The organism is Bradyrhizobium sp. (assembly GCF_035652035.1).
Taxonomy (GTDB): domain Bacteria; phylum Pseudomonadota; class Alphaproteobacteria; order Rhizobiales; family Xanthobacteraceae; genus Bradyrhizobium.
On the sequence record NZ_DASREO010000091.1, the window covers coordinates 79044 to 99908 of the forward strand.

Annotated in this window: 19 protein-coding genes; all 19 read left to right on the forward strand. The window is 59.8% G+C overall.

Annotated features, from left to right (window positions below; genetic code table 11):
- The gene (locus tag VFB05_RS24265; RefSeq protein WP_325017039.1) at positions 1-1362 is read left to right on the forward strand and encodes a glycosyltransferase family 2 protein; all 1362 of its coding nucleotides are present in this window, start codon (positions 1-3) and stop codon (positions 1360-1362) included.
- Positions 1359-2072, forward strand: coding sequence for a cytidylyltransferase domain-containing protein (locus VFB05_RS24270; protein WP_325017041.1), 714 nt, complete (start codon positions 1359-1361; stop codon positions 2070-2072). Before VFB05_RS24265 ends, VFB05_RS24270 begins: the two co-directional genes overlap by 4 nt.
- 62 nt (positions 2073-2134) lie before the next feature.
- Positions 2135-2860 carry a hypothetical protein gene (locus VFB05_RS24275; protein ID WP_325017043.1) on the forward strand — a complete coding sequence of 242 codons (726 nt, stop codon included), beginning with the start codon at positions 2135-2137 and terminating at the stop codon, positions 2858-2860.
- Positions 2857-4905 carry a hypothetical protein gene (locus VFB05_RS24280; protein WP_325017045.1) on the forward strand — a complete coding sequence of 683 codons (2049 nt, stop codon included), beginning with the start codon at positions 2857-2859 and terminating at the stop codon, positions 4903-4905. The genes VFB05_RS24275 and VFB05_RS24280 overlap by 4 nt, the downstream gene beginning before the upstream one ends.
- A complete protein-coding gene (locus tag VFB05_RS24285; protein ID WP_325017047.1) occupies positions 4902-5723 on the forward strand; it encodes a class I SAM-dependent methyltransferase in 822 nt (273 codons plus the stop codon). The genes VFB05_RS24280 and VFB05_RS24285 overlap by 4 nt, the downstream gene beginning before the upstream one ends.
- Entirely contained in the window at positions 5686-7053 is a 1368-nt protein-coding gene (locus VFB05_RS24290) for a hypothetical protein (protein ID WP_325017049.1), read from the forward strand. Before VFB05_RS24285 ends, VFB05_RS24290 begins: the two co-directional genes overlap by 38 nt.
- A gap of 39 nt (positions 7054-7092) precedes the next feature.
- The gene (locus tag VFB05_RS24295; protein WP_325017050.1) at positions 7093-7830 is read left to right on the forward strand and encodes a glycosyltransferase family protein; all 738 of its coding nucleotides are present in this window, start codon (positions 7093-7095) and stop codon (positions 7828-7830) included.
- Between the two features lie 2 nt (positions 7831-7832).
- Positions 7833-8756: a Gfo/Idh/MocA family oxidoreductase gene (locus VFB05_RS24300; protein ID WP_325017052.1), complete on the forward strand. Its 924-nt coding sequence runs from the start codon at positions 7833-7835 to the stop codon at positions 8754-8756.
- A complete protein-coding gene (locus VFB05_RS24305) occupies positions 8753-9649 on the forward strand; it encodes a hypothetical protein (protein ID WP_325017054.1) in 897 nt (298 codons plus the stop codon). The genes VFB05_RS24300 and VFB05_RS24305 overlap by 4 nt, the downstream gene beginning before the upstream one ends.
- A gap of 13 nt (positions 9650-9662) precedes the next feature.
- A complete protein-coding gene (locus VFB05_RS24310; protein WP_325017056.1) occupies positions 9663-10973 on the forward strand; it encodes a DUF4910 domain-containing protein in 1311 nt (436 codons plus the stop codon).
- Positions 10970-11788, forward strand: coding sequence for an AAC(3) family N-acetyltransferase (locus VFB05_RS24315; protein ID WP_325017058.1), 819 nt, complete (start codon positions 10970-10972; stop codon positions 11786-11788). Before VFB05_RS24310 ends, VFB05_RS24315 begins: the two co-directional genes overlap by 4 nt.
- A 57-nt stretch (positions 11789-11845) precedes the next feature.
- Complete coding sequence (locus VFB05_RS24320) at positions 11846-13126, forward strand: DegT/DnrJ/EryC1/StrS family aminotransferase (protein ID WP_325017060.1); 1281 nt, start codon at positions 11846-11848, stop codon at positions 13124-13126.
- 43 nt (positions 13127-13169) lie between these two features.
- Complete coding sequence (locus tag VFB05_RS24325) at positions 13170-14243, forward strand: hypothetical protein (RefSeq protein WP_325017062.1); 1074 nt, start codon at positions 13170-13172, stop codon at positions 14241-14243.
- A gap of 39 nt (positions 14244-14282) precedes the next feature.
- On the forward strand, positions 14283-15161 hold the full coding sequence (locus tag VFB05_RS24330; RefSeq protein ID WP_325017064.1) for a hypothetical protein: 879 nt from the start codon (positions 14283-14285) through the stop codon (positions 15159-15161).
- The gene (cysD, locus tag VFB05_RS24335; RefSeq protein WP_325017357.1) at positions 15158-16087 is read left to right on the forward strand and encodes a sulfate adenylyltransferase subunit CysD; all 930 of its coding nucleotides are present in this window, start codon (positions 15158-15160) and stop codon (positions 16085-16087) included. Before VFB05_RS24330 ends, cysD begins: the two co-directional genes overlap by 4 nt.
- Complete coding sequence (gene cysN, locus VFB05_RS24340; protein WP_325017066.1) at positions 16087-17973, forward strand: sulfate adenylyltransferase subunit CysN; 1887 nt, start codon at positions 16087-16089, stop codon at positions 17971-17973. The genes cysD and cysN overlap by 1 nt, the downstream gene beginning before the upstream one ends.
- A gap of 17 nt (positions 17974-17990) precedes the next feature.
- Positions 17991-18695 (forward strand): FkbM family methyltransferase, encoded by a 705-nt coding sequence (locus VFB05_RS24345; protein ID WP_325017068.1) that lies wholly within the window; start codon positions 17991-17993, stop codon positions 18693-18695.
- 12 nt (positions 18696-18707) lie between these two features.
- Positions 18708-19859: a glycosyltransferase family protein gene (locus VFB05_RS24350; protein WP_325017069.1), complete on the forward strand. Its 1152-nt coding sequence runs from the start codon at positions 18708-18710 to the stop codon at positions 19857-19859.
- A 33-nt stretch (positions 19860-19892) separates the two neighbouring features.
- Positions 19893-20852: a hypothetical protein gene (locus VFB05_RS24355; RefSeq protein WP_325017071.1), complete on the forward strand. Its 960-nt coding sequence runs from the start codon at positions 19893-19895 to the stop codon at positions 20850-20852.
- The last annotated feature ends 13 nt before the right edge of the window (positions 20853-20865 follow it).

Consider the following 20865-nt stretch of genomic DNA (forward strand, 5'->3'; position numbering starts at 1 on the left):
ATGTCGCGTTTGCGTTTCACCGTTTACATTCCGTCGCACAATTACGGCCGCTTCCTTGGTGAGGCGATCGAAAGCGTACTGCGGCAGTCCGCCGACGACTGGGAACTGATCGTGATCGACGACGGGTCTACCGACGAAACGCCGGAGGTGATGAGCCTTTACCGCGGTCATCCCAGGATATCGCTGCACCGGAAAGAGGGGATCGGGCTTACGGCGGTGTGCAACTTCGCGCTCGGATTGGCGAAAGGCGACTATGTCATCCGGCTCGATGGCGACGACGTATTCGACGAGAATATCCTGCTGGTGCTGGGCAACTATCTGGACCGCGATCCCGACCTCGCTCTCGCGTTCCCTGACTATTATCTGGTCGACAAGTTCGGCGAGGTCTTCGGCCAGGAGCGCCGGCAGCGGCTCTACTCGCAGAACCATTCGTTTGACCTTCCGCCGAACGGCGCGTGTACGCTGGTGCGTGCATCCGTGCTGAAGGAAATCGGCGGCTACAGGGAAGATCTCGGCGCCCAGGACGGTTTCGACCTGTGGACCAAGGTCGTGACGCGATACAAATGCGCCAATGTCAACCTACCACTGTTCTACTATCGCAAGCACGGCACCAATCTGACGACGGATACGCAGCGCATCATCAATGCGCGCCGCCAGATCAAGAAGGATGCCGTCAGGGCGCGGCTGGCAACGGCGCATCCGGTGATCGCCGTGATCCCGTGCCGGCGGGACTTCGACTTCACGACCGACCTCTGGAAGCAGGAAATCGGCGGGCTTTCGCTCCTGGAGCGGGACATTCGCGTGACCTCCTCCTCAGACATGTTCGACCACATCGTGGTGACTTGCGACAATCCGGAGACCGCGGAATGGGTCGCGCGATCCCGCGACCCCCGGCTGCGCTTCGTGCTTCGCGATCCGCAGAGCACGATCCGTTCCGCCAGTATCGTGCCGACACTGGAAAAGATCGCACGCGAGCTCGATCCCGAACTGACGGGTATTACTGTCGTGCGTTACATACAGTCTCCGTTCGTCAACGTCGATACGCTGGAAGAGGCTGTGTCGACGCTTGCCATGAGCGATGCGGATTCCGCCAATGGAGTTGAGGAGATTACCAGCAGGGTCTTCCGCCGGACCGCGCATGGCATCGAGATGCTCAATCGGCGCGGCGAGTTGCGTTCCGACTTCGATACAATCTATCGCGATGTGCAGACTTGCGTGGCAGTCCGTAACCGGAATTTCCCGACGGGCTCGCTAATGGGCCGATCGACAGTCAGCTATGTCGTGTCGGCGGCAGAATGCTTCTTTATCGATTCCGAACACAAGATGAAGATCGCGCGGCTGATGACCGGAATAGGCGGATGAAGCTCGGTAAAGTCGGCATCCTCGTCGCCGCACGAACGTCGTCGACCCGGCTCCCGGGCAAGGCCCTGCTGCCGCTGCAGGGTCTGCCCATGCTTACGTTCCTGTTGCGGAGATTGCAGGGTTTACAGTCTGGCGTGGTTATTCTTGCGACGACCGATCTGCCCGTCGATGACGAGCTCGCGACGATCGCTGCGCGGGAAGGGATCGGCACCTTTCGCGGATCGGAATCCGACCTAGTGGCGCGTTACGTTGGTGCCGCGAAACACTTTGGGCTCGATGCCGTGGCACGGGTGACCGCGGATTGTCCGTTCGTCGACGCCGAACTCGTGGACTGGTGCGTAATGAAAACCGAAGAGTTCGATCGTTTCGACCTTGCGACCACCAAGGGACGATTTCCGGTCGGCCTCGACGTCGAGATCTATCGCGCCGAGACAATGGTGATGCTCGATGCCAAGGCTCCGCTTTCACGTGACCATCGTGAGCACCTGACACTTTATTTCTACGATCACCGCGACAGCTTTGCGGTCCAGTCAATCGCGCCGCCGCCGGGTTGGCGTCCGGCGTCGCGCAGTTTTACGGTCGATACGGCGAGCGATTACAGCTTTGCGAGGTCGCTAGCGGATCAATTCGATCGCGCAAATTTTGGGATTTCTGCGTTGCTCGCCGCAGCAAGTTCGTCGGACTTCGCCGATCGTTCGGTTCGCGCCTAGTCCATTTGGCGGTGCGCAGGGCCGAAGTCGATATCGAGATCATGATGACGCATGGAGCCAAGGTGACAAGTCGTAGCGATACAGGCCTCAGGGAAATCGCGCTGGTGACGCAGATGCGCGCAGGCACACACTATCTTTGTCTGGCGCTTCGCCTCGCGCTTGAGGCGACCATCTACCGGCCCAATCGCGAGCAGAGATATGTTCTGATGGAGGACGACTACGTCCTCAGGGGTCTGCACGCGGACAGTCAGACCAGATTGCCGGAGCCTAATCCAAATCTCAAAATCTATTTCAACCACTACTACCACCCGCAGCGTCATACCTTGCCGGGTGTCCCGCGCATCAATCTCATCGGCTATCCGTTCGACAGTTTCTATTCGGACGGCGTGCTTTACAGCAAGTCGGCCTATGACGTCGGACCCAGCGGACCACGCGCCCACGAATATGTCTTCCGCGCCGGGAGCAAGGAGTGGAATTTCCTCGAAGAGTATATTGGGGAGAATGCGAAGTGGCTCGAGGAGCTGAAGGAAGGGGATGAGGACATCATCATCCGCTACGAAGATCTGTTCCTCGACTTCGACGGCTGCGTGCGGCGTCTCTCCGAATTCGTCGGTGGGTTTGCCAATCCCGTCCCTCCGCCGATCAAGAATTCGAAGCGCATGTACTGGACGGACGATTACGCGTCGGCGCTCGACCGGCCCGCGCTGACGTCGCTGTGGCAGCGCTTTGAGCCGGGTATTCGTCGCTTCTATCCCGAGAAGGTCGAAGCATTGTTGGGCGCACTATGAGCTCGGATGTCGCAGGCAGCGGCCAGTCGACGCTGATGCGCTCAGTGACACGCCTGCCGCGTGCGATCCTGCGGCGGGGGCGGAATGTCGCGCGCCGTGGCGCCGGCGCGGTCTTGCGGGTGTTCAGGCCGCCGGTGGTGGCGGGACCGCCGCCGGAACCCACGCGCATCACTGTGGAACAGCTTGCTGGCTTCGGCGACCAGAAAGCGGTCGTCTTCTTTGCGCCCGAGGCCGGTATCGTTCCGCACTACGTCGCGCACAGCCTGGTGGCGAAGACGCTTAAGGAGCGCGGCCATCGCGTTCTGATCATTCGTTGCTTCGATGTCTATCCGCGTTGCATCGTCATGGACGCCGCCGCCATCGCAATGGAGCCAACCGAGCAGGAGCGGCTGGCGGTCTGCGCTTCGTGCCGCCAGGCGGCGAACAGCATGACCGGTGCTTACGGACTTGATGTGCTCGACCTTCAGGACCTGATCGATGACGACGTACGCAAGACGGTTGACCGGCTGATGACCGATCTGCCGGAAGATCTTTCGACGTTCGAGTTCGAAGGGGCCCGGCTCGGCCAGTTCTGCGGGGCGATGGCAGCCGTCACTTTCAAGGTGACCGACTTTACGGGCGCCGATCCCGCCGTTCGTTCATTGCTGCTGAAATATCTGAAAGGGTCGCTGTTCAGTTATCTGGCGATGCAACGGCTAGTGCGCCTGACAGGAATCGCACGCGTCATCTACTTCAATCAATACGCAATCCTGATGGGGGCGGCCCTTGCCGCCCGGCAGGCCGGAATAGCGACGACCAATCTGTCGCACGCGACCATCCGCGCAGTAGATCGGCGCCGACTCCTGTTCATGACCCAGCCGCTGTCGATCGCAACCTTTCGACAGCTATTGAAGGAGTGGCCTGACTGGAGGAGTCTGGCTCTGTCGCGGGAGATTGTCAAAGAGGTCTGTGATGACCTGATCTACCGGATGTCGAGCAACTCGATGCTGATCTATTCGCCGGTACGTTCCGGAACGGCGAACGATCTGTTTGACCGGCTTGAGCTTGACCCCAATCGTCGCGTTCTGGTCGCGTTTACCAGCAGCCTGGACGAGATCGGAGCAAACAACCGCTACCTTGAAGCCATGGGCATGGAGCCGTTTCCGGAAAAGCAGCCGTTCCGCGACCAGATTGAGTGGTTGGAGGCGTTGGTCGCCAAGGTGGAGGCGAGCCCGGATCTTCAACTCGTCATTCGCACTCATCCTCGTGAGGGGGCGAACCGGCGCGACGCCGTTATTGCGGGGCATCTTGGACTGCTGAAAGAGAGGTTCTCTGGACCGTTCAAGCATGTTCGCGTCGTCTGGGCCGAAGACAAAATATCGAGCTACGATCTGATGGAGCTGGCGGACGTTGGACTGAGCGCCTGGAGCTTTACGGCACTCGAGATGGCGCGGCTGGGTGTTCCGACTGTCGTGGCATTCGACCTACACACCCCATACCCGATCGGTGACGTGGTTCTCTGGGCGGAGAGCGCCGAAGGCTATTTCGCCTGTCTGGAGCAGGCGCTTCAGCGAGGACCGTCAATCGATCCGATCCGATTTGCTTATCGTTGGACACATCTGCGAATTCTTGGTTGCTCGATCGATGTTGGCGACGTCGTCCCGAACTCTGATGCGAGTGAGCTTCCGCCCTACCGGACGCCGAAAGCCGCAGCGGCCATCGAGGAGGTTGTCGTTGGTGGCCGCAGCGCGCTTGATCTCAACCGGGATAAGCTCCTTGCCATTCAGGGTGGCGAGGCAAAGGCTTTGGAACGGGAGGAGTTGAATCGCCAGATTAGGCGTTGCGTCCGCTTCCTCTGCACGGGCGAGGATCGCAGCGATGATTTCCGTCTGTTTTACGCCAGCAAGCCCGGCATTAGCGTTCCGGAGGGTTATGACGCGGTGGTGGTCGACGATGGAGCACTGATTGAATGGCGCATGGGTGGCCATAGCGCGCGCCGGCGTTCGCGGATGGCAAAGCACTTGTCTATGTTCGGGGCGCAAAATATCGGCATATCTGTTCAATGACGAACGAAGATACCCCGTCGATCTTTGAGCATTTTTCCCGAGAAAGTCGGGTCGCCGACTATTCGGATACAGCGTTGCCGTTGAATGAAGCGCGGCGCGGTCTCGTAAGACGTGCGGTTCTGGGCCACCTGAGTCCCGGCAGGCCGGTTCTGGAGATCGGATGCGGGATCGGGACCTTAACGTCAGAGTTAGCCGCTGCTGGGATGACGTGCACAGCAATCGACTTCTCGGCCGAGATGGTCAAACGGGCTAAAGCGCTGATCGGCACTGCCGCCAAAGTCGAACAGACCGACCTGTTCGACTATAAGCCGGAGCTGCGGTTTGCCGCCGTCATCGCCAATGGGGTCGCTTGCTATTACCGCGACAAGCCGAGGTTCATGCGCCACGTTGCCGAGTTGACGGAGCCGGGCGGCCTTGCCGCCATTGTGCACCGAAATGCGCTTTTCAATCTTTTTGCGCTCAATCAAGGTACCGTCGACTTCGTGGCCGGAGAGCTACTGAAGGACTTGCCCGAGCTCGCGCGGCGACGAATTTCTCAAGAATTGAACGCGATATCCGGGCTCGCCGTTCCGGTCCTGCGCGACCAGAGCGCCGAGTTGTACCGGAGCGCCGAAAATCCTCTCAACGTGGCCGAACTCTATGCTGACGCTGGATTTTCGGTCAACGAGATTCGCTACTGTTTCATTCACGGGTCGCCGCCTCGATTGTCCTCGGTTGAGGGAATTCCGGGTACGGCCGAGCTCCAGCGCCAGTATGAAGACCGATGGGAAGGAATGTTCCTTGGTTCGCAGTTCCTCGTCCTTGCTAAGCGTCGTTGACGAGCTTCTTGCCGTTGTCGAGGAGCACTCGGGTGATGGAACGGCGCAACAGTTTCTTGAGCATTTCAGATTGACGGGGTACTTCGACGAATTGCAAAAGCCGATGCTCAGAAGCGTCGGTGAATGGTCCCCGGCCATGCTCGACCGGGTTGACCAGGACCGGGTCGCTGGTGTCCGTCTTGAAAATCCATCGCACAATCCGATCGAGGTTGTGTTCGCGGTCGAGTTCCCAAGGGCGAGCGCGGAGGATGTTTTCTGCCGATTTGTGGCGAACACGTCGCATTCCAATGCGCTCGGCGACTTTCGCAGCTACCCGGCACGTTACGCGCCGATTCTGCTCGGACCGCGCTATTTCCTTTTTCACGGCGATGGCCACTGTTTTGCGCTTGCCAACCTGCTCGCATCCCTGTTGGGCCGTGTATCTACGGCGGACCTTGCTGTGCGCTATACTTCGACGAGAGATCGCTCGTTCATCCATACCTTTGTCAGCACTCACGAAGGGGGGCGGACGACAATTTTCGATCCCGACCAAAAGGCAGTCATCGGACAAGACGATACAGGCGCACCTTACGGCATGATCTACCAATTACTGGGCTGGGCCGGCGCGCTGATTTTTGAGGATGCTTCGAAACGAGGCTGGCAATGGATGTTTGCCGAGCCAACCAGGCGTTTTTTTGCTGAAACTTACTCCGAGCAGGCGACGGCTCCGCGGATCTACCGGCCACGTCCGACACCCGAGGCCATCTCGAGTCTATTTTCGAAGGCGGTTGCCGACCATGTCGAGGCGGTCTCTCTCGAAGCTGATGATTATGAGTGGAAGGCGCCGTTCCGCGTCGCCTGCGGCAGAGAGGCCTTGCTTTCGCACATTGACAGGCCGGTGCGGCTGGTCTTGCCTCCTGGCGGCTCGATAACGGTCGGGATCGACGCAGAGGAACTGCCGATTGAAAGCCGCGTATTGCCGCTCATTTTCTTTGGCAGGGTGCCGGCGACAATCTCGGCTCAGATCTCGCGCGATGAGAGGGTCACGTTCGAATTGCCGGAACGCCCGTGGTTGATCTGCCTTCCGGGCTCGATGAAGCAGGTTCTGCTGAATGGCCGCACCGTCGATACGCGTCAAAGTGGCGAACTCGCCGTCGTCGGCCCAAACGATCTCGACGCCGTCATGGGCGAACCCGGAGTGTCTGGGGCGGCGCAGCTCGTGGTCGGTGGACCGGAGGGTGCGACTGTTCGCATTGTACTGCCGTTCAACGCGCTTGCGTTCAACAGCGGTTCCACAAAGATCCAGTGCGATGCGGTCGCATGGACCGCAGGTCCCCGGGTATTGCAGTGATCGCAGTCATTGTTGGCTTCAGAATCGCTGGTGAGATACATGCGCGTCATTGCAACCATTGAAGCGCGGATGTCGGCCACAAGGCTGCCGGGCAAGGTGATGTTTCCGCTCGCCGGAGCGCCGATGCTACAACGGCTGGTGGAACGCGTACGTCGCGCCAGGCTCGTCGATGAGGTCGTCGTGGCAAGCACGGTCAGCATGCCGGATGAGGCCATTGCGGATCTTTGCCGGCGGATCGATTGCCGCGTCTATCGCGGTCCGGTCGAGGACATCACGCAGCGCCTGCTCAACGCCGCAAAGGGCGCCGACCTGATCGTGCAGCTGACCGGCGATTGCCCCCTGATCGATCCGGAACATGTCGACGAAACCGTTCGCAGGATAACCGATGCGAAGGCGGACTATGCGAGCAACAGCCTGAACGGCTGCACGTTCCCGATCGGCTTCGATGTGCGCGCCTTCACGATGGAAGCGCTGCAGCGCTCGGCCGACCTGAGTGACGATCCGGTCGATCGCGTTCACGGCAGTTACTTCATCTATCGCAATCCGCAGCTGTTTCGGTTGGTCGGCTGGGAGCCGCCCGCCGAATTGCGCTGGCCCGAGCTTCGCCTGACTGTCGACGAACCCGCCGATTACGAACTCGTGCGGCGCGTGTTCGAGCATCTCTACCCCGAGCGGCTCGATTTTAGCGCCAGGGATGTCGTGACTTTGTTGCGCAAGACCCCGGACTGGGTGGCGATCAACAGCGCCGTGCGTCAGAAGACGCTGGCCGAGGGTTGAACATGAACGCTTCGCTGCGCGCAGCGGTGATCGGAGCAGGTTCGATCGGCGCGCAACTCGATGAAGTGGGCACGCCAGAGCCGCTGACCCACGCGGGCGGGTACAAGGCCACTGGCTTCGACCTCGTTGCGATTGCCGACAGCGCAGAGGCCGCGAGAGAGCGGGCGAAGTGTTGGGAGTGCGCCGTTTGCGCCGATCTTGATGAAGCGATGCGATGCAAACCGGACATCGTGAGCCTGGCGGTTCCGACGGAGCAGCGCGCAGGCCTGTTGGAACGGGCGCTGGCCTATCGGCCGCGTGCCGTCATCGCGGAGAAGCCTCTCGCCTTGTCGAGCGCCGAGGGCGAGCGGATTATCCGCCTGTACCGGGACGCCGGCGTTCCGCTGATCGTCAATTACACGCGCCGCTTTGTGCCGGCCTGGCAGCGGTTGCGGGGCCGGGATGCAATGACCGCGACCATTCGGTACGCCAAGGGCGTGCGCCATAACGGCACGCATGCCATCGATCTTTGCCGCATGCTGTTCGGTGAGTGCACGCAGTACCAACCGCTCGCCAGCAAATACGATCACTGGCGCGACGATCCGACGGTGTCCGCATTTCTCGGATTCGAGCGTTGTCCTGAAGTGTTCCTGCAGGCGCTCGATGAGCGCTGCTTTACGCTGTTCGAGGTGGACATCGTCTATCAAACGGCGCGGATCGTCGTGGACTCTGACGGCCGGCGGCTTCGGCCGTTCCAGCTGCGCGAGGGCGCCGGCATTCCGCCCGGCCGCCGTCTCGTCGAGACGGCCGCGCAGGAGACCGGCGCGGCTTCTGCCATGATCAATCTCATGCGGCATGCCCGCGACGTGATCGATGGCGCCGAGCCGCTGTGCACCGGCGAGGATGCCGTCGCGGCACAGAAGATCGCCGAGCGGTTGAGCGCATGAGGCCGAATAGCGCCCGCCTGTGGCAGGACTTCATCGCGAATTACGATCGCGTTCATGTCTATACGATTCATCCGGGCGCCCACGCGATCGCGCGCGAGCTTGTTCCGCTGTTGCGCAGCATGGGCCGGCTGGGTACCTGGTACGCTGCCGCATGGTCGGCGGCGCAACAGGAGGGAACGACTTCCGCCGACGAGATGGCGCATGTGCTCCAGCCGGGCGATGCGCTTGTTGTCGGTCAATCGACGGTCTTTGCCGACACCCAGGCCGTGCTGAAACAAGCGGCGGCCGCAGGAGCGACAAGCATCTTCGTGTTCGACCACTGGAAGAACTACGCCGCCCATTTTGGCGATGGCCCGTTGCCCGACGTGATCGTCGTGCCCGACGCGATTGCCGCCGCTTCCATTGTCGACCTCTTCGGCAACGAGACGCGGTCAAGGATAAGAGTTTTGCCGCATCTTGCCATTGAGGCTGCCGCGGATCGGATTTTGACGAGCGGCATCGTCGAGGAGACGGGCATGGTTGCATTGCTGCTCGATCCGACCGAAGCCGCCGATGGGCTCGGCTATGACTGGCGGAGCGTACTCGCGGCGGTTCTGCGCAAGAAACATTCAGCGTCGGTCCGCCGAGTCCTGGTCAAGCCTCACCCCCGGCAGGATGTCGGCGTGGTGGCGCGCGAATTGAGCCTGATCCACCCGGATCATCTTGAGGCCGAGATGTTCAGCGGCGATACCGAGCATCTGATCGCCCGGGCATCGGAGGTCTGGGGAATGACGACGATCGCGCTCAACATAGCGCTGGCCGCCAACAAGCCGATCCGCAGCTTTCAATTCGGTCGCAACGAGGTCGGCTTGCGAGCTTCGAACCCACATCTTGAACCCTACGTAATCCATTAGGTGTAAGGACAAGATGCTGGACACGACGAAACAAATCGAAACGTTGTTCGATGAGCTGTTTCCAATCCCGCGGAGCATCACTGGGGAGGGATATCGCGATTCGCTCAAAATTCTGTCACGCCATGTTCCCTTTGAAATCCACAAGACGGCCAGCGGGGAGCAGGCGTTTGACTGGACCGTTCCGGACGAATGGGTGATCGAGGATGCCTATCTGCTTGATCCCGATGGACGCAAGATTCTTGACTTCCAGAAAAACAATCTCGCTGTTGTGAATTACTCGACGCCAGTTAATCGGTTGATCGAGCTTGAGGAGCTTCAGCAGCATCTGCACTCGATCCCGAGCCAGCCGGATTGGACGCCCTATGTGACGTCCTACTACGCTAGAAACTGGGGCTTCTGTCTTCCGCACGCGCGCCGCGTCGCCCTGAAGCCGGGTAAATATCGCGCGGTCATCAAATCGTCCTTCAAAGCCGGCTCGGTCGATTGTGGCTATAGCTACCTTAGGGGTGGCAGCGCGGGGAGGCTGGTTCTGATCTCGAGCTATCTTTGCCATCCGAGTATGGCGAACAATGAATTGAGCGGACCAATCGTCCTCGCAGCCCTTTACGAACGATTGTCACGGTGGGAGCGGCGCCGCTTCGACTACCTTTTCGTCATCAATCCCGAGACGATTGGCTCGATCTGTTTCCTCAACGGGCATGGCAAAGTGCTCGCAAGCTCGATGCAGGCAGGCCTGGTGCTGACATGCCTCGGCGGGCCGGGCGCCAGACTTTCCTACAAGCGCTCGCGGATGGGGCGATCGTCGCTCGACAAGGTGTTTGAAAGACTGGCGAATCAAGGGACGTGCGAGATCAGGCCGTTCGATCCTTCCGAGGGAAGCGATGAGCGCCAGTATTGTGCCGCCGGTTTCAATCTTCCGGTCGGGCAAGTCGCGAGAACCGTCTACGGCAAGTTTCCCGAGTATCACACATCGGCCGACAACAAGGAGTTTGTGCGGCTTGAATCCTTTGCGCAGACGGTGGACCAGCTGGAAGCCATTCTCAAAGAGCATGAAAGCTGGCGGCCGTTGCAAAGAAACCAGCCGTACTGCGAATACCAGTTGGGTAAGCGAGGGCTTTATCCGAACGTCAACTCGCCGCTAACCTGGGGTTACAGCAGCGACTCGCGCCTCGACAGCCGCGAGCAGTTGCGGGCCATCAACTATATCTTGTCCTACGCCGACGGCGAGCACGATCTCAATGACGTATCGCGCATGACGGGTATTGAGTTGGGCTATTTGTCGGAGCTGGCCGACAAACTCGTGAAGTCTGGATTGCTGAAATGAAGGCGGCCGAAATCGCGCCTGGGACGCAGGCGGTCCCTGCCGTCTACTCCGAAACGGAATTGGCGGCCAGCCTCGGCGCTCTGGGAGTCGTGGAAGGCGACTGCCTGTTTATTCACTCCAGTCTGAAGAGCTTGGGAAAGTTCGTATCACGACAGGGACAGAACGGTCCGGAGGGCCTCTTCAACGCATTGATCGAAATCATCGGGGAGTCCGGGACCCTCGTTGTGCCGACTTTCAATTTCGGGTTCTGCCAGGGCAAGCCGTTTGATCGGCAGAACACGCCGTCAGAGAAGATGGGTGCCTTTTCCGAGTTCGTGCGGCGTCATCCGTCAGCGCAAAGGTCGCGCCACCCGTTCCAGCCGGTTGCGGCGGTCGGACGCCAAGCGGCGGAGATCGCCGACGCGCGAGCACGCAGCGCGTTTTCGGAGGGCAGCGCCTTCGAGGTCATGTTGACGCGCAAGTGCAAGATCCTGTTTTTTGGGGTCGATTTCGTCGAGACGTTTGTTCATGTCGCGGAAGAGCGAGCGAACGTTCCGTATCGGTTCTGGAAGACGTTCAATGGCGAGTTCATTGATCGCGGGGTCTCCGAACGCGTCTCCGTCGACTTCTTTGCCCGGAAACTCGAACTGGTTCCGGAGCCGCGCATCGACAATGACAAGCTTGGCCGTGATTTGCGCGCAAGAAAGATCATCGCATCGGCGCGGCTCGGCGGCGGGGAGATCGCGGTTTGCAATGCCGGCGATCTCGTCAATGGACTGATCGAAAGATTTCGTGAAAACCCCTGCTATGCCTTGAAGCATGAGCATCAGCACTAATCGGTGCCGCGACAGGTTGTGGAAGACAGGGGCATCTTTTTCAAGGGCAATTTGGCAATGACTGACTCTCTCGCAGTTTTCGGCGGCCGGCCCGCGGTTCGCCGGCCGTTGCAGCCGTTCAACGGCATTGGAGCTCACGAGCGCGGTGCAGTGCTGCGCTTTCTCGATAGCGGCTCGGTGCTGTCGGGTTTCCACGGCAGTCCTCGCCCGACTTTCTTTGGCGGGTCCGAGGTGCGCGCTTTTGAGGACGCCTGGTGCAAGCGTTTCGGCGTCGGCCACGCCGTGACGGTCAACTCTGCGACCTCTGCGCTGATTGCTGCCATGGGAGCGATCGGCATCGGCCCGGGCGACGAAGTCATCACATCACCCTACACGATGTCGGCGACGGCGATGGCCCCGCTGTTCTATGGCGGCATTCCGGTGTTTGCGGATATCGAGCCCGAACACTTCTGCCTGGATGTCGCCTCGGTGGAGCGAGCGATCACATCAAAGACGCGAGCCATCATCGCTGTGAATATTTTCGGTCATCCGGCCGAGCTTACGAAGTTGCGGCAGCTTGCCGACGCCCGAGGCATCTACCTGGTCGAGGACAATGCCCAAGCCGCGCTCGCCGAGGAGAGCGGACACCTTTCCGGCACGATCGGGCATATCGGCATCTTCAGCCTTAACATCCACAAGCACATCCAGACCGGCGAGGGCGGGGTGTTGGTGACAGAGGACGCCGACCTCGCGCGCCGTCTTCAGCTGATCCGCAATCACGGCGAAAACGTCATTGACTGGCTGAAGGTCGAAGACATTACCAATCTTGTCGGCATGAACGTTCGAATGCCGGAACTGGCGGCGGCGGTGGGCCGCGCGCAGCTTGAGCGAATTGACGAGCTCGTCGATCGCGCCGAATCGATCTCCAAACGATTGAGCGATGGCGTCGGGAACCTCCGGGGGATCACACCGCCCTCGGTTCGGCAGGGCTGCCGCCACGTCTACTTCATGTGGAGTTGCAAGCTCGATCCTGGTGCGCTTGGAATTTCGAGGTCAGCTTTCGCCAAAGCGCTCAGTGCCGAGGGGGTCCCCAACGCCGAGGGTTATGTGGCTCCGATCTACACGCTCCCGCTGTTCCAGAAGCGGATCGCCATTGGCCGTGACGGGTTTCCGTTCAATCTCGGAAATCGGACGTATGCGCTCGGCGATTGCCCGGTGGTCGAGGCCATGTATGAGAGATCTCTGCTGCAATTCCAGCCGGTTTCATGGGACGCCGACGACGAGCAGGTGGATATGCTGATCGAGGCCTTTCATAAAGTTCATCGCCACGCAAGCGTGCTGGCCGAAGCAGCCGAATAACGTCGTCGATCAAGCGTCGAGTTTAACGGAAAGGAGCATTCTCATGAGCGCTATCGCCAAGGCAGAACCTCTCTCGCTCCTGGGAAAATATCGCAGCCTGCGCGCGCTATTCAGGAACGAATACCAGCACATCCGCAACGTCGCGCTCGGATTCATTGCCTTTTGGCGGACCCGCAAGACGCCAATGGACGCTTATCAAAGCATGATCCGTCTGTTCTGCGTTACCGGCGGCAAGTCGAACGATTTCATTTCGCGGTGCCTGAGCTTTCTCCATCCGCCCTATCGGATCGACAAACCGGCTGGTATCCTGAACATTGAGAGCGAGAGCGCGCGTTCAGAAGCTATCGAGACGCTGAGGGAAACCGGGCTTTATGTCTTCCCGACACGAGTTCCGGACGAGGTCTGCGATGAATTGCTTCAAATCGCGCTGACTCAACAATGTACGATTTTTCTGCCGTCTGGCGAAAAGGCGACGGGCCTCTACGATCGCGCCAATCCCAAGGCAGTCAGATACGCCATACAGCCGGACACGTTGCTAAACCAGCCGGCGGCACAAAGGCTGATTTCGGACAAGTCGCTGATCTGGTTTGCCCAGACCTACCTCGGTGCCAAGCCGGTGCTAGATCATGCGATCATGTGGTGGATCACCAACATCAACGAGACGCCGGACTCAGACGCCGCGCAGTTCTATCATTTCGATATGGACAAGGTGAAGTTCCTGAAGTTCTTCCTCTACCTCACAGACGTCGGCGCCGACAGCGGTCCACATTGCTTCGTCAAGGGCTCGCAGAAAACTGGTGGAATTCCGGCGGCATTGCTGGACCGCGGTTACGCCCGGCTGCCGGACGAGGACGTCGAGCAGTTCTACCGTTCCGAAGACATGGTCGAGATCGGCGGTCCAAAGGGCACCATCTTTGCCGAAGACACCCGTGGACTGCACAAGGGCAAGCATCTCCTCAAAGGTGACCGCCTCCTTTTCCAGCTTGAATTCTCGAACAGCCTTTTTGGCGCCACGCGAAACGGTCCGGTCCTCTCAAAGATCCGCGCCCCGGAATTTGCCGATGCGCTCTCGCGCTATCCGCGAGTTTATTCTCACATTGATGTCCGCGCCAGGTAGCCGGCGCGGACAGGAAATACGTCTGGTTCAGTTTACGCGATGACATCTGCAATACACTGCGACTTGGCGCCGATCGTGCTCGACGATCTGGCGAAACACTCGGCTTGGCCGAAGCGGCTCCTGGGATTGGAGCAGTTCGGCGTCAGGGAGAAGACCGAGCAGGAGGTCTTGCGGGAATTCCAGCTCGAGCGCTGGGGGCGGCTGCTCGACCATGCGCGAACTCTTGATCACCCCACGCTTGCTGAAATCCAGCGGATATCGAGCGGTCCCAGTGTCGAGACGCCTTGTTATGTCGACGGGTCCTTTTATCTGGCGAACCAGGCGCAGATGCTGGCTGCGCATCTCGATCTCTATGCGGAGGTTCTCAGACCTCATATGGAAGGCGCGACCTGCCTTGCCGAACTCGGGGCCGGCTTCGGCTCGAAGCTCCTCGCGCTTTCCATGCGCGAGCCTTTTGCCGGCATGCCGCTGGCTGCGGGCGAATACACCGAAAGTGGCTGCGCGCTGATCTCGCTTCTCGCGAGGCAACTCAACAAGGTCGCGCATGTCGGCCGGTGCGATTTTAGGCTGCTGACAACCAGCGGCCTCGACATTCCGGACGGAGCCGTCATCTTCACTTCATATGCGGTGCTTTACGTCCAGGAAATGTCGCGGGATTTTGTCGGCTTTCTGCGCCGCTTCAAGCCCAAGGCGGTCATCCATTTCGAGCCCTGTTACGAATATCTCGATCCGCAGTCACTGCACGGTCTGATGTGCCGCCGCTACATCGAACTCAACGATTATACGCGCAACTTCGCGACCATCGTCGAACAGGCGCAACGTGAGGGCACCATCTCGCTGCGTCTTCGCAAGAATGTGTTGGGGAATAATCCGTTTCTCCCACTCTCGATTCTTGAATGGTCGCCGATTCCTTCATGACGCAAGTCATCAGCCAGCGAACGGCACACCTTCCAAGGCAGCTTGAGCGGCTCGAGGCGGAAGCCATCGAGATCATGCGCGACGTCGTGGCGGAGCTCAAAAGGCCGATCATGCTCTACTCGATCGGCAAGGATTCGAGCGCCATGTTGCATCTGGCAATCAAGGCGTTTTATCCGGCTCCGCCACCGTTTCCGCTGCTGCACGTCGACACCACCTGGAAATTCCGCGAGATGATTGCCTTTCGGGATGAGACGGCTCAGCGTCTTGGTCTCGAACTCCTCGTTTATACCAACGAACGTGGGCGCGAGGCCGGAGTCGATCCATTTGCGTCGGGTTCTGCCGTCTATACGGGCGTCATGAAGACCGAGGCGCTGAAGCAGGCTCTCGATAAGTATGGTTGCGACGCGGCGCTCGGCGGCGCCAGGCGTGACGAAGAGAAAAGCCGCGCCAAGGAGCGCATATTTTCTTTCCGCTCGGCGGGCCATGTGTGGGATCCCCGAACGCAGCGGCCCGAACTGTGGAATCTGTTCAACACCCGCATCCGCCAGGGTGAGTCCATCCGCGTATTTCCGCTGTCGAACTGGACCGAGCTCGATGTCTGGCGATATATCCAGTACGAGAAAATTCCGGTCGTGCCGCTTTATTTCGCAAAACAGCGGCCGGTGGTGCGACGCGGCGATACCCTGATCATGGTCGATGACGACCGCTTTCCACTTCAGCCAGGCGAAACGCCCGAACTCAAACGCGTGCGCTTCCGCACGCTCGGCTGCTATCCACTGACCGGCGCCATCGAATCGGACGCGGAGTCGGTTGAAGACATCGTGGCAGAGGTGGAGAAATCCCGCATCTCGGAACGGCAAGGCCGGCTGATCGACAGCGATGAAACCGCGTCCATGGAGCGAAAGAAGCGGGAGGGCTATTTCTGATGGACGCCGCCGCCGGCTTCGTTCATCGGGGCGAGGAGGAGAAGGACCTCCTTCGCTTCATGACCTGCGGATCCGTCGATGACGGAAAATCCACTCTCATCGGCCGGTTGCTCAACGATACCACGCATATCCTCGAGGATCAGTTGGTCAGTCTGCGGGCGGATTCGGAACGGCATGGCACGGTTGGCAAAGACGTCGATTTCGCCCTTCTGGTCGATGGTCTTGAGGCCGAGCGTGAACAGGGCATCACGATCGACGTCGCTTACCGCTTTTTCTCGACGCAACGGCGCTCGTTCATCGTGCTGGATACGCCCGGGCATGCGCAATACACGCGCAACATGGCGACCGGCGCTTCGAATGCGCAACTGGCCGTCATATTGATCGATGCCCGCAAGGGTGTACTGATGCAGACGAGGCGTCATTCCCTGATTTGCTCGCTGCTCGGCATCCGTCACGTGGTCCTGGCCGTGAACAAGATCGATCTCGTGGGTTATCAAGCCGAAACATTCGAGCGCATTGTGGCCGAATATCTCGGCTTTGCAGCCGCGCTCAATTTCAAATCCATCGTGCCGATTCCGATCTCGGCGCGCTTTGGCGACAATGTCGTGGAAAGTTCGGTGAAGACGCCCTGGTATTCCGGCGCAACACTCCTGCAGTCTCTTGAGACGGCTGATGTGACGGGAGAAGCATCCGAACTTGGATTCCGCTTCCCCGTGCAATGGGTCAATCGGCCGAGTTCCGAATTCCGCGGTTATGCCGGCACAGTCGCCTCGGGGCGGATCGCGGCAGGCGATTCGATCGTTGTGGCTGCCACCGGGCAGACCACGCGCATCAAGGAGATCATTACATACGACGCGCGTCAGACGTTCGCCGAAGCGGGCGATGCCGTGACCTTCACGCTGACGGATGAAATCGACGTCGCGCGCGGCGATGTGCTCGTTGGTACCATGTCGCGGCCGGAAGTATCGGATCAGTTTGCCGCTCATCTCATCTGGATGGCGGAAGAGCCGCTTGTTCCCGGCCGTTCATATCTGGCTCGTATCGGCACCAGGACGCTGCCGATTACGGTGACCGGGCTGAAATACAAGATCGATCCGAACAACGGCGATCATCTGGCTGCCAAGTCGCTGGCTTTGAACGACATCGCGTTCTGTAATCTGGCGACAGGGACACCCGTTGCTTTCGATGCTTATGACAAAAACCGCTACACCGGTTCGTTCATTGTCATCGAGCGCTTTACCAATCAGACGGTTGGTGCGGGGATGATTGCCTTTGGCTTGCGGCGCGGCACTAATCTGCACTGGCAACCGCTGCTGGTGGGAAAGGCCGAGCGTGCGGCAATCAAGCGCCAGAAGCCGGCCATCCTCTGGTTCACTGGACTTTCCGGTGCGGGAAAATCGACGGTTGCGAACATCGTCGAGCAGCGCCTACATTCGGCCGGTTACCATACGATGTTGCTTGACGGCGACAACGTTCGCCATGGTCTCTGCCGCGATCTTGGATTTACTGAGGCCGACCGCGTCGAAAATATTCGCCGCGCCGGCGAGGTCGCCAAGCTCATGACCGAGTGCGGTCTTATCGTCCTCTGTTCATTCATTTCTCCCTATCGCGCGGAGCGGGACGCGGTGCGAAGCCTCGTTCCTGACGGCGAGTTCATTGAGATCTTCGTCGATACGCCGATCGAGGAATGCATTCGCCGCGATCCGAAAGGTCTCTACGCCAAGGCTCAAGCCGGTCAGATCAAGAACTTTACCGGCTTCGACGCGCCCTATGAGCCGCCGCAGTTGCCGGAAATCCATCTTCAGACCGTTGATCACGATGCCGCAGAGTTGGCCGAGCAGGTGCTGCTGGCCTTGGCGGATCGCGCGATCGTCACGGCGTTCTGACTAGAGAGCGCGCCACATTGACCGGAAATGCGATCCGCAAGTTTCTGGGCCGCCTCCAAGCAGGAGCGCGGCTGGCTAGGCGCGCGCCGCCCGAAAAGCACTACTATGGGCTCAATGAACTCGACAGAAAACTCGAGCGCTATATCGATTTTGACGGCGGCATTTTTGTCGAAGCCGGAGCAAATGACGGCCAGAACCAGAGCAATACCGCCTATTTCGCGCGGCACCGTGGATGGCGCGGCGTTCTCGTCGAGCCGATCCCGGAGCTTGCGGAGCGATGCCGAGTCGCGCGGCCCGAGAGCATTGTCGAGAACTGCGCGCTGGTGGCGTCCGATGCCGACGGCGAGAGCGTCCCGATGACTTTTTGCGGCTTGATGTCGGTCGTCGATGGCGGCTGGAGCGATGCCGAGGCGGAACGAGCCCATGTCGAAACCGGCCGGCAAATCCAGTCGCTGACGACATATCATGTCGATGTGCCCGGGAGGTCGCTGTCGCATCTCCTGGACAAGCACAGGCTGAACCGAGTCGACTTGCTCAGCCTCGATGTCGAAGGGTTTGAACGGCAAGCGCTCGAAGGGCTTGACCTTCTGCGGCATCGGCCGAGCTTCATTCTGGTGGAGGCCCGCTTTCGCGAGGAGATCGACGAATTGTTGTTGCCCCGTTACGATGTCTTGGCGCAGCTGTCGCATCACGATGTGCTTTATCGGGCAAAGGCTGTCTGAAGGTCTTTGTCAGTGCGCGTGCTCATCCTCAATACCGACTACGAGGCGTTTCTCGACGATCTTTATGCCGAGAATCCTGGCTTGGCGGAGAGTAGTTACGACCGGCAGATGGCGGTGCGAAACGCATCGCTGTTTGGTGCCGCGGACTTCTATTCGCGAGGTCTCAGGGCTAACGGTGTCGAGGCGGCCGACGTCCACCTCAACAACAAGGCCATGCAATTGCGGTGGGCTGCCGAGCACGGCCTGAGGATTGACCCGTCCGACAAGCCCGAGCCGCAGGGTTTTTCAGCCAAGATGCGCCGCCTGTTCGGGCGAGGTCAAAATCGCACGCCGCAGCTCATGGCGATGCCGGGCTGGACGCGAGACGTCATGATTGCGCAGATTGAGGACTTCCGTCCAGACGTGATCCTCAATCAAGTCATGCATTTCGTCAGTGCCGAGTCGCTCCGCTCGCTGGTCGGCGAGCGCTGCTTGCTGGTCGGACAGATCGCCGCGCCGTGGCACGAGCCGGAGGATGACCTCGGCTACGATCTGATAGCAACGTCACTGCCGAATTACGTGCAGAAATTCGAACGGCGCGGGATTCGAACGTTCTACAACCAGTTGGGATTTGCACCGAGCGTCCTGGCGAGTCTGCCCGAAGGGGAGAGGGATCTCGCGGTGACCTTCGTGGGGACGTTGTCGTCCCACCATGCCGATCGTATTCGTCTGCTCGAGTTTCTCGCGGAACGGACCAGCCTGAACATCTGGGGAATGGGAATCGAGCAAGTGTCGAAGGATTCGCCGATCCACGGCTGCTATCGTGGGCAGGCCTGGGGACGCGAAATGTTCGAAATCTTCCGCCGCTCGCAAATTGTCATCAATCAGCATATTGGAATCGCCGGGGCTTATGCCAACAATATGCGCCTCTATGAGGCGACAGGATGCGGCGCCGCGCTTCTGACCGATCGCAAGACCAATTTACGGGAGTTGTTTGATGTTGGCTCGGAGGTTGTCGATTACGGCGATCCCGAGGAATGCCTGGCGGGGATCGATGCGTTGATCGGCGATCCAACTCGGTCTGCCGAGATCGGGAACAAGGGCCAGATGCGAACCTGCCGAGATCATACCTATGAGCAGCGAACCGCCGAACTCAAGGCGAAGTTCGCCGAGATGCTCAATTGAACCATCGATGCTGCCCCCGGAGGAAGGATAGTCTTGGGATCACTGTGGAATTGGATGCGCGATGCCTGGAGCGGGGGGCAAGGCGCCGGCACAGCCGTCGATCGCGCAGGCCTGACGAAGATGCAGCCTGAGACCATCGACGAACTGAAGCTGCTGACCGGTCGGCTGCTCGCCAACCAGGTGCGCGCGACCGCGAAGAGCCTTCGCGAGGCGGAATTCAAGGTATTCTCGCAATTCGGCGATGACGGCATCATTCAGTATTTGATCGCGCGCCTCGGCATTCCGCCCGAGCTTTCCACCTTTGTCGAATTCGGCGTGCAGGATTATTCCGAGTCCAATACACGTTTCCTGCTGCTGAACGACAACTGGCGCGGGTTGGTCATGGATGGTGACAAGGGCAACATGGAAAGCCTCCGGGCCCGCGACATGTACTGGCGCCATGACCTGACGGCGCTGTGCCGCTGGGTCGATCGCGACAATATCAATGCGATTCTCGAAGAGAGCGGCTTTGCAGGGCCGCTTGGTATTCTCAGCATTGACATCGACGGCAACGATTACTGGGTGTGGCAGCGAGTTACCGCGGTCCAGCCGGTCATCGTCATCGCCGAGTATAACAGCGTGTTCGGAGCCCGGCAGGCGATCACGGTGCCGTATGATCCGGCCTTCGATCGAACCATGGCGCACTACTCGAATCTGTATTGGGGTGCCTCGCTGGCGGCGCTGGCGAGCGTGGCCCGCAGCAAGGGGTACGCGCTGGTCGGCTCGAACCTGGCGGGAAATAACGCCTACTTCGTGCACGAGAGCTATGTCGGCAAGGGCGGCGTCGTCGCCGTTTCGCCAGAGCAAGGCTACGTCGAGTCCCGATTTCGGGAATCCCGCGATCGCAACGGCAAGTTGACCTATCTCGGTGGCGCCGCGCGCCGGCAGATGATAGCCGGGATGCCGGTCTATGATGTTGAACGAGATGCCGTCGTGGCACTTGGAGGAGATTGACGATGTGGCGCTT

What these genes read in the sequence shown, in the direction of transcription:
- VFB05_RS24315 (WP_325017058.1), top strand. Translation starts at nt 10,970, where the DNA reads ATGAAGGCGGCCGAAATCGCGCCTGGGACGCAGGCGGTCCCTGCCGTC.
- VFB05_RS24325 (WP_325017062.1), top strand. Translation starts at nt 13,170, where the DNA reads ATGAGCGCTATCGCCAAGGCAGAACCTCTCTCGCTCCTGGGAAAATAT.
- cysD (WP_325017357.1), top strand. Translation starts at nt 15,158, where the DNA reads ATGACGCAAGTCATCAGCCAGCGAACGGCACACCTTCCAAGGCAGCTT.
- VFB05_RS24285 (WP_325017047.1), top strand. Translation starts at nt 4,902, where the DNA reads ATGACGAACGAAGATACCCCGTCGATCTTTGAGCATTTTTCCCGAGAA.
- VFB05_RS24265 (WP_325017039.1), top strand. Translation starts at nt 1, where the DNA reads ATGTCGCGTTTGCGTTTCACCGTTTACATTCCGTCGCACAATTACGGC.
- VFB05_RS24295 (WP_325017050.1), top strand. Translation starts at nt 7,093, where the DNA reads ATGCGCGTCATTGCAACCATTGAAGCGCGGATGTCGGCCACAAGGCTG.
- VFB05_RS24320 (WP_325017060.1), top strand. Translation starts at nt 11,846, where the DNA reads ATGACTGACTCTCTCGCAGTTTTCGGCGGCCGGCCCGCGGTTCGCCGG.
- VFB05_RS24300 (WP_325017052.1), top strand. Translation starts at nt 7,833, where the DNA reads ATGAACGCTTCGCTGCGCGCAGCGGTGATCGGAGCAGGTTCGATCGGC.
- VFB05_RS24330 (WP_325017064.1), top strand. Translation starts at nt 14,283, where the DNA reads ATGACATCTGCAATACACTGCGACTTGGCGCCGATCGTGCTCGACGAT.
- cysN (WP_325017066.1), top strand. Translation starts at nt 16,087, where the DNA reads ATGGACGCCGCCGCCGGCTTCGTTCATCGGGGCGAGGAGGAGAAGGAC.
- VFB05_RS24310 (WP_325017056.1), top strand. Translation starts at nt 9,663, where the DNA reads ATGCTGGACACGACGAAACAAATCGAAACGTTGTTCGATGAGCTGTTT.
- VFB05_RS24280 (WP_325017045.1), top strand. Translation starts at nt 2,857, where the DNA reads ATGAGCTCGGATGTCGCAGGCAGCGGCCAGTCGACGCTGATGCGCTCA.
- VFB05_RS24270 (WP_325017041.1), top strand. Translation starts at nt 1,359, where the DNA reads ATGAAGCTCGGTAAAGTCGGCATCCTCGTCGCCGCACGAACGTCGTCG.
- VFB05_RS24305 (WP_325017054.1), top strand. Translation starts at nt 8,753, where the DNA reads ATGAGGCCGAATAGCGCCCGCCTGTGGCAGGACTTCATCGCGAATTAC.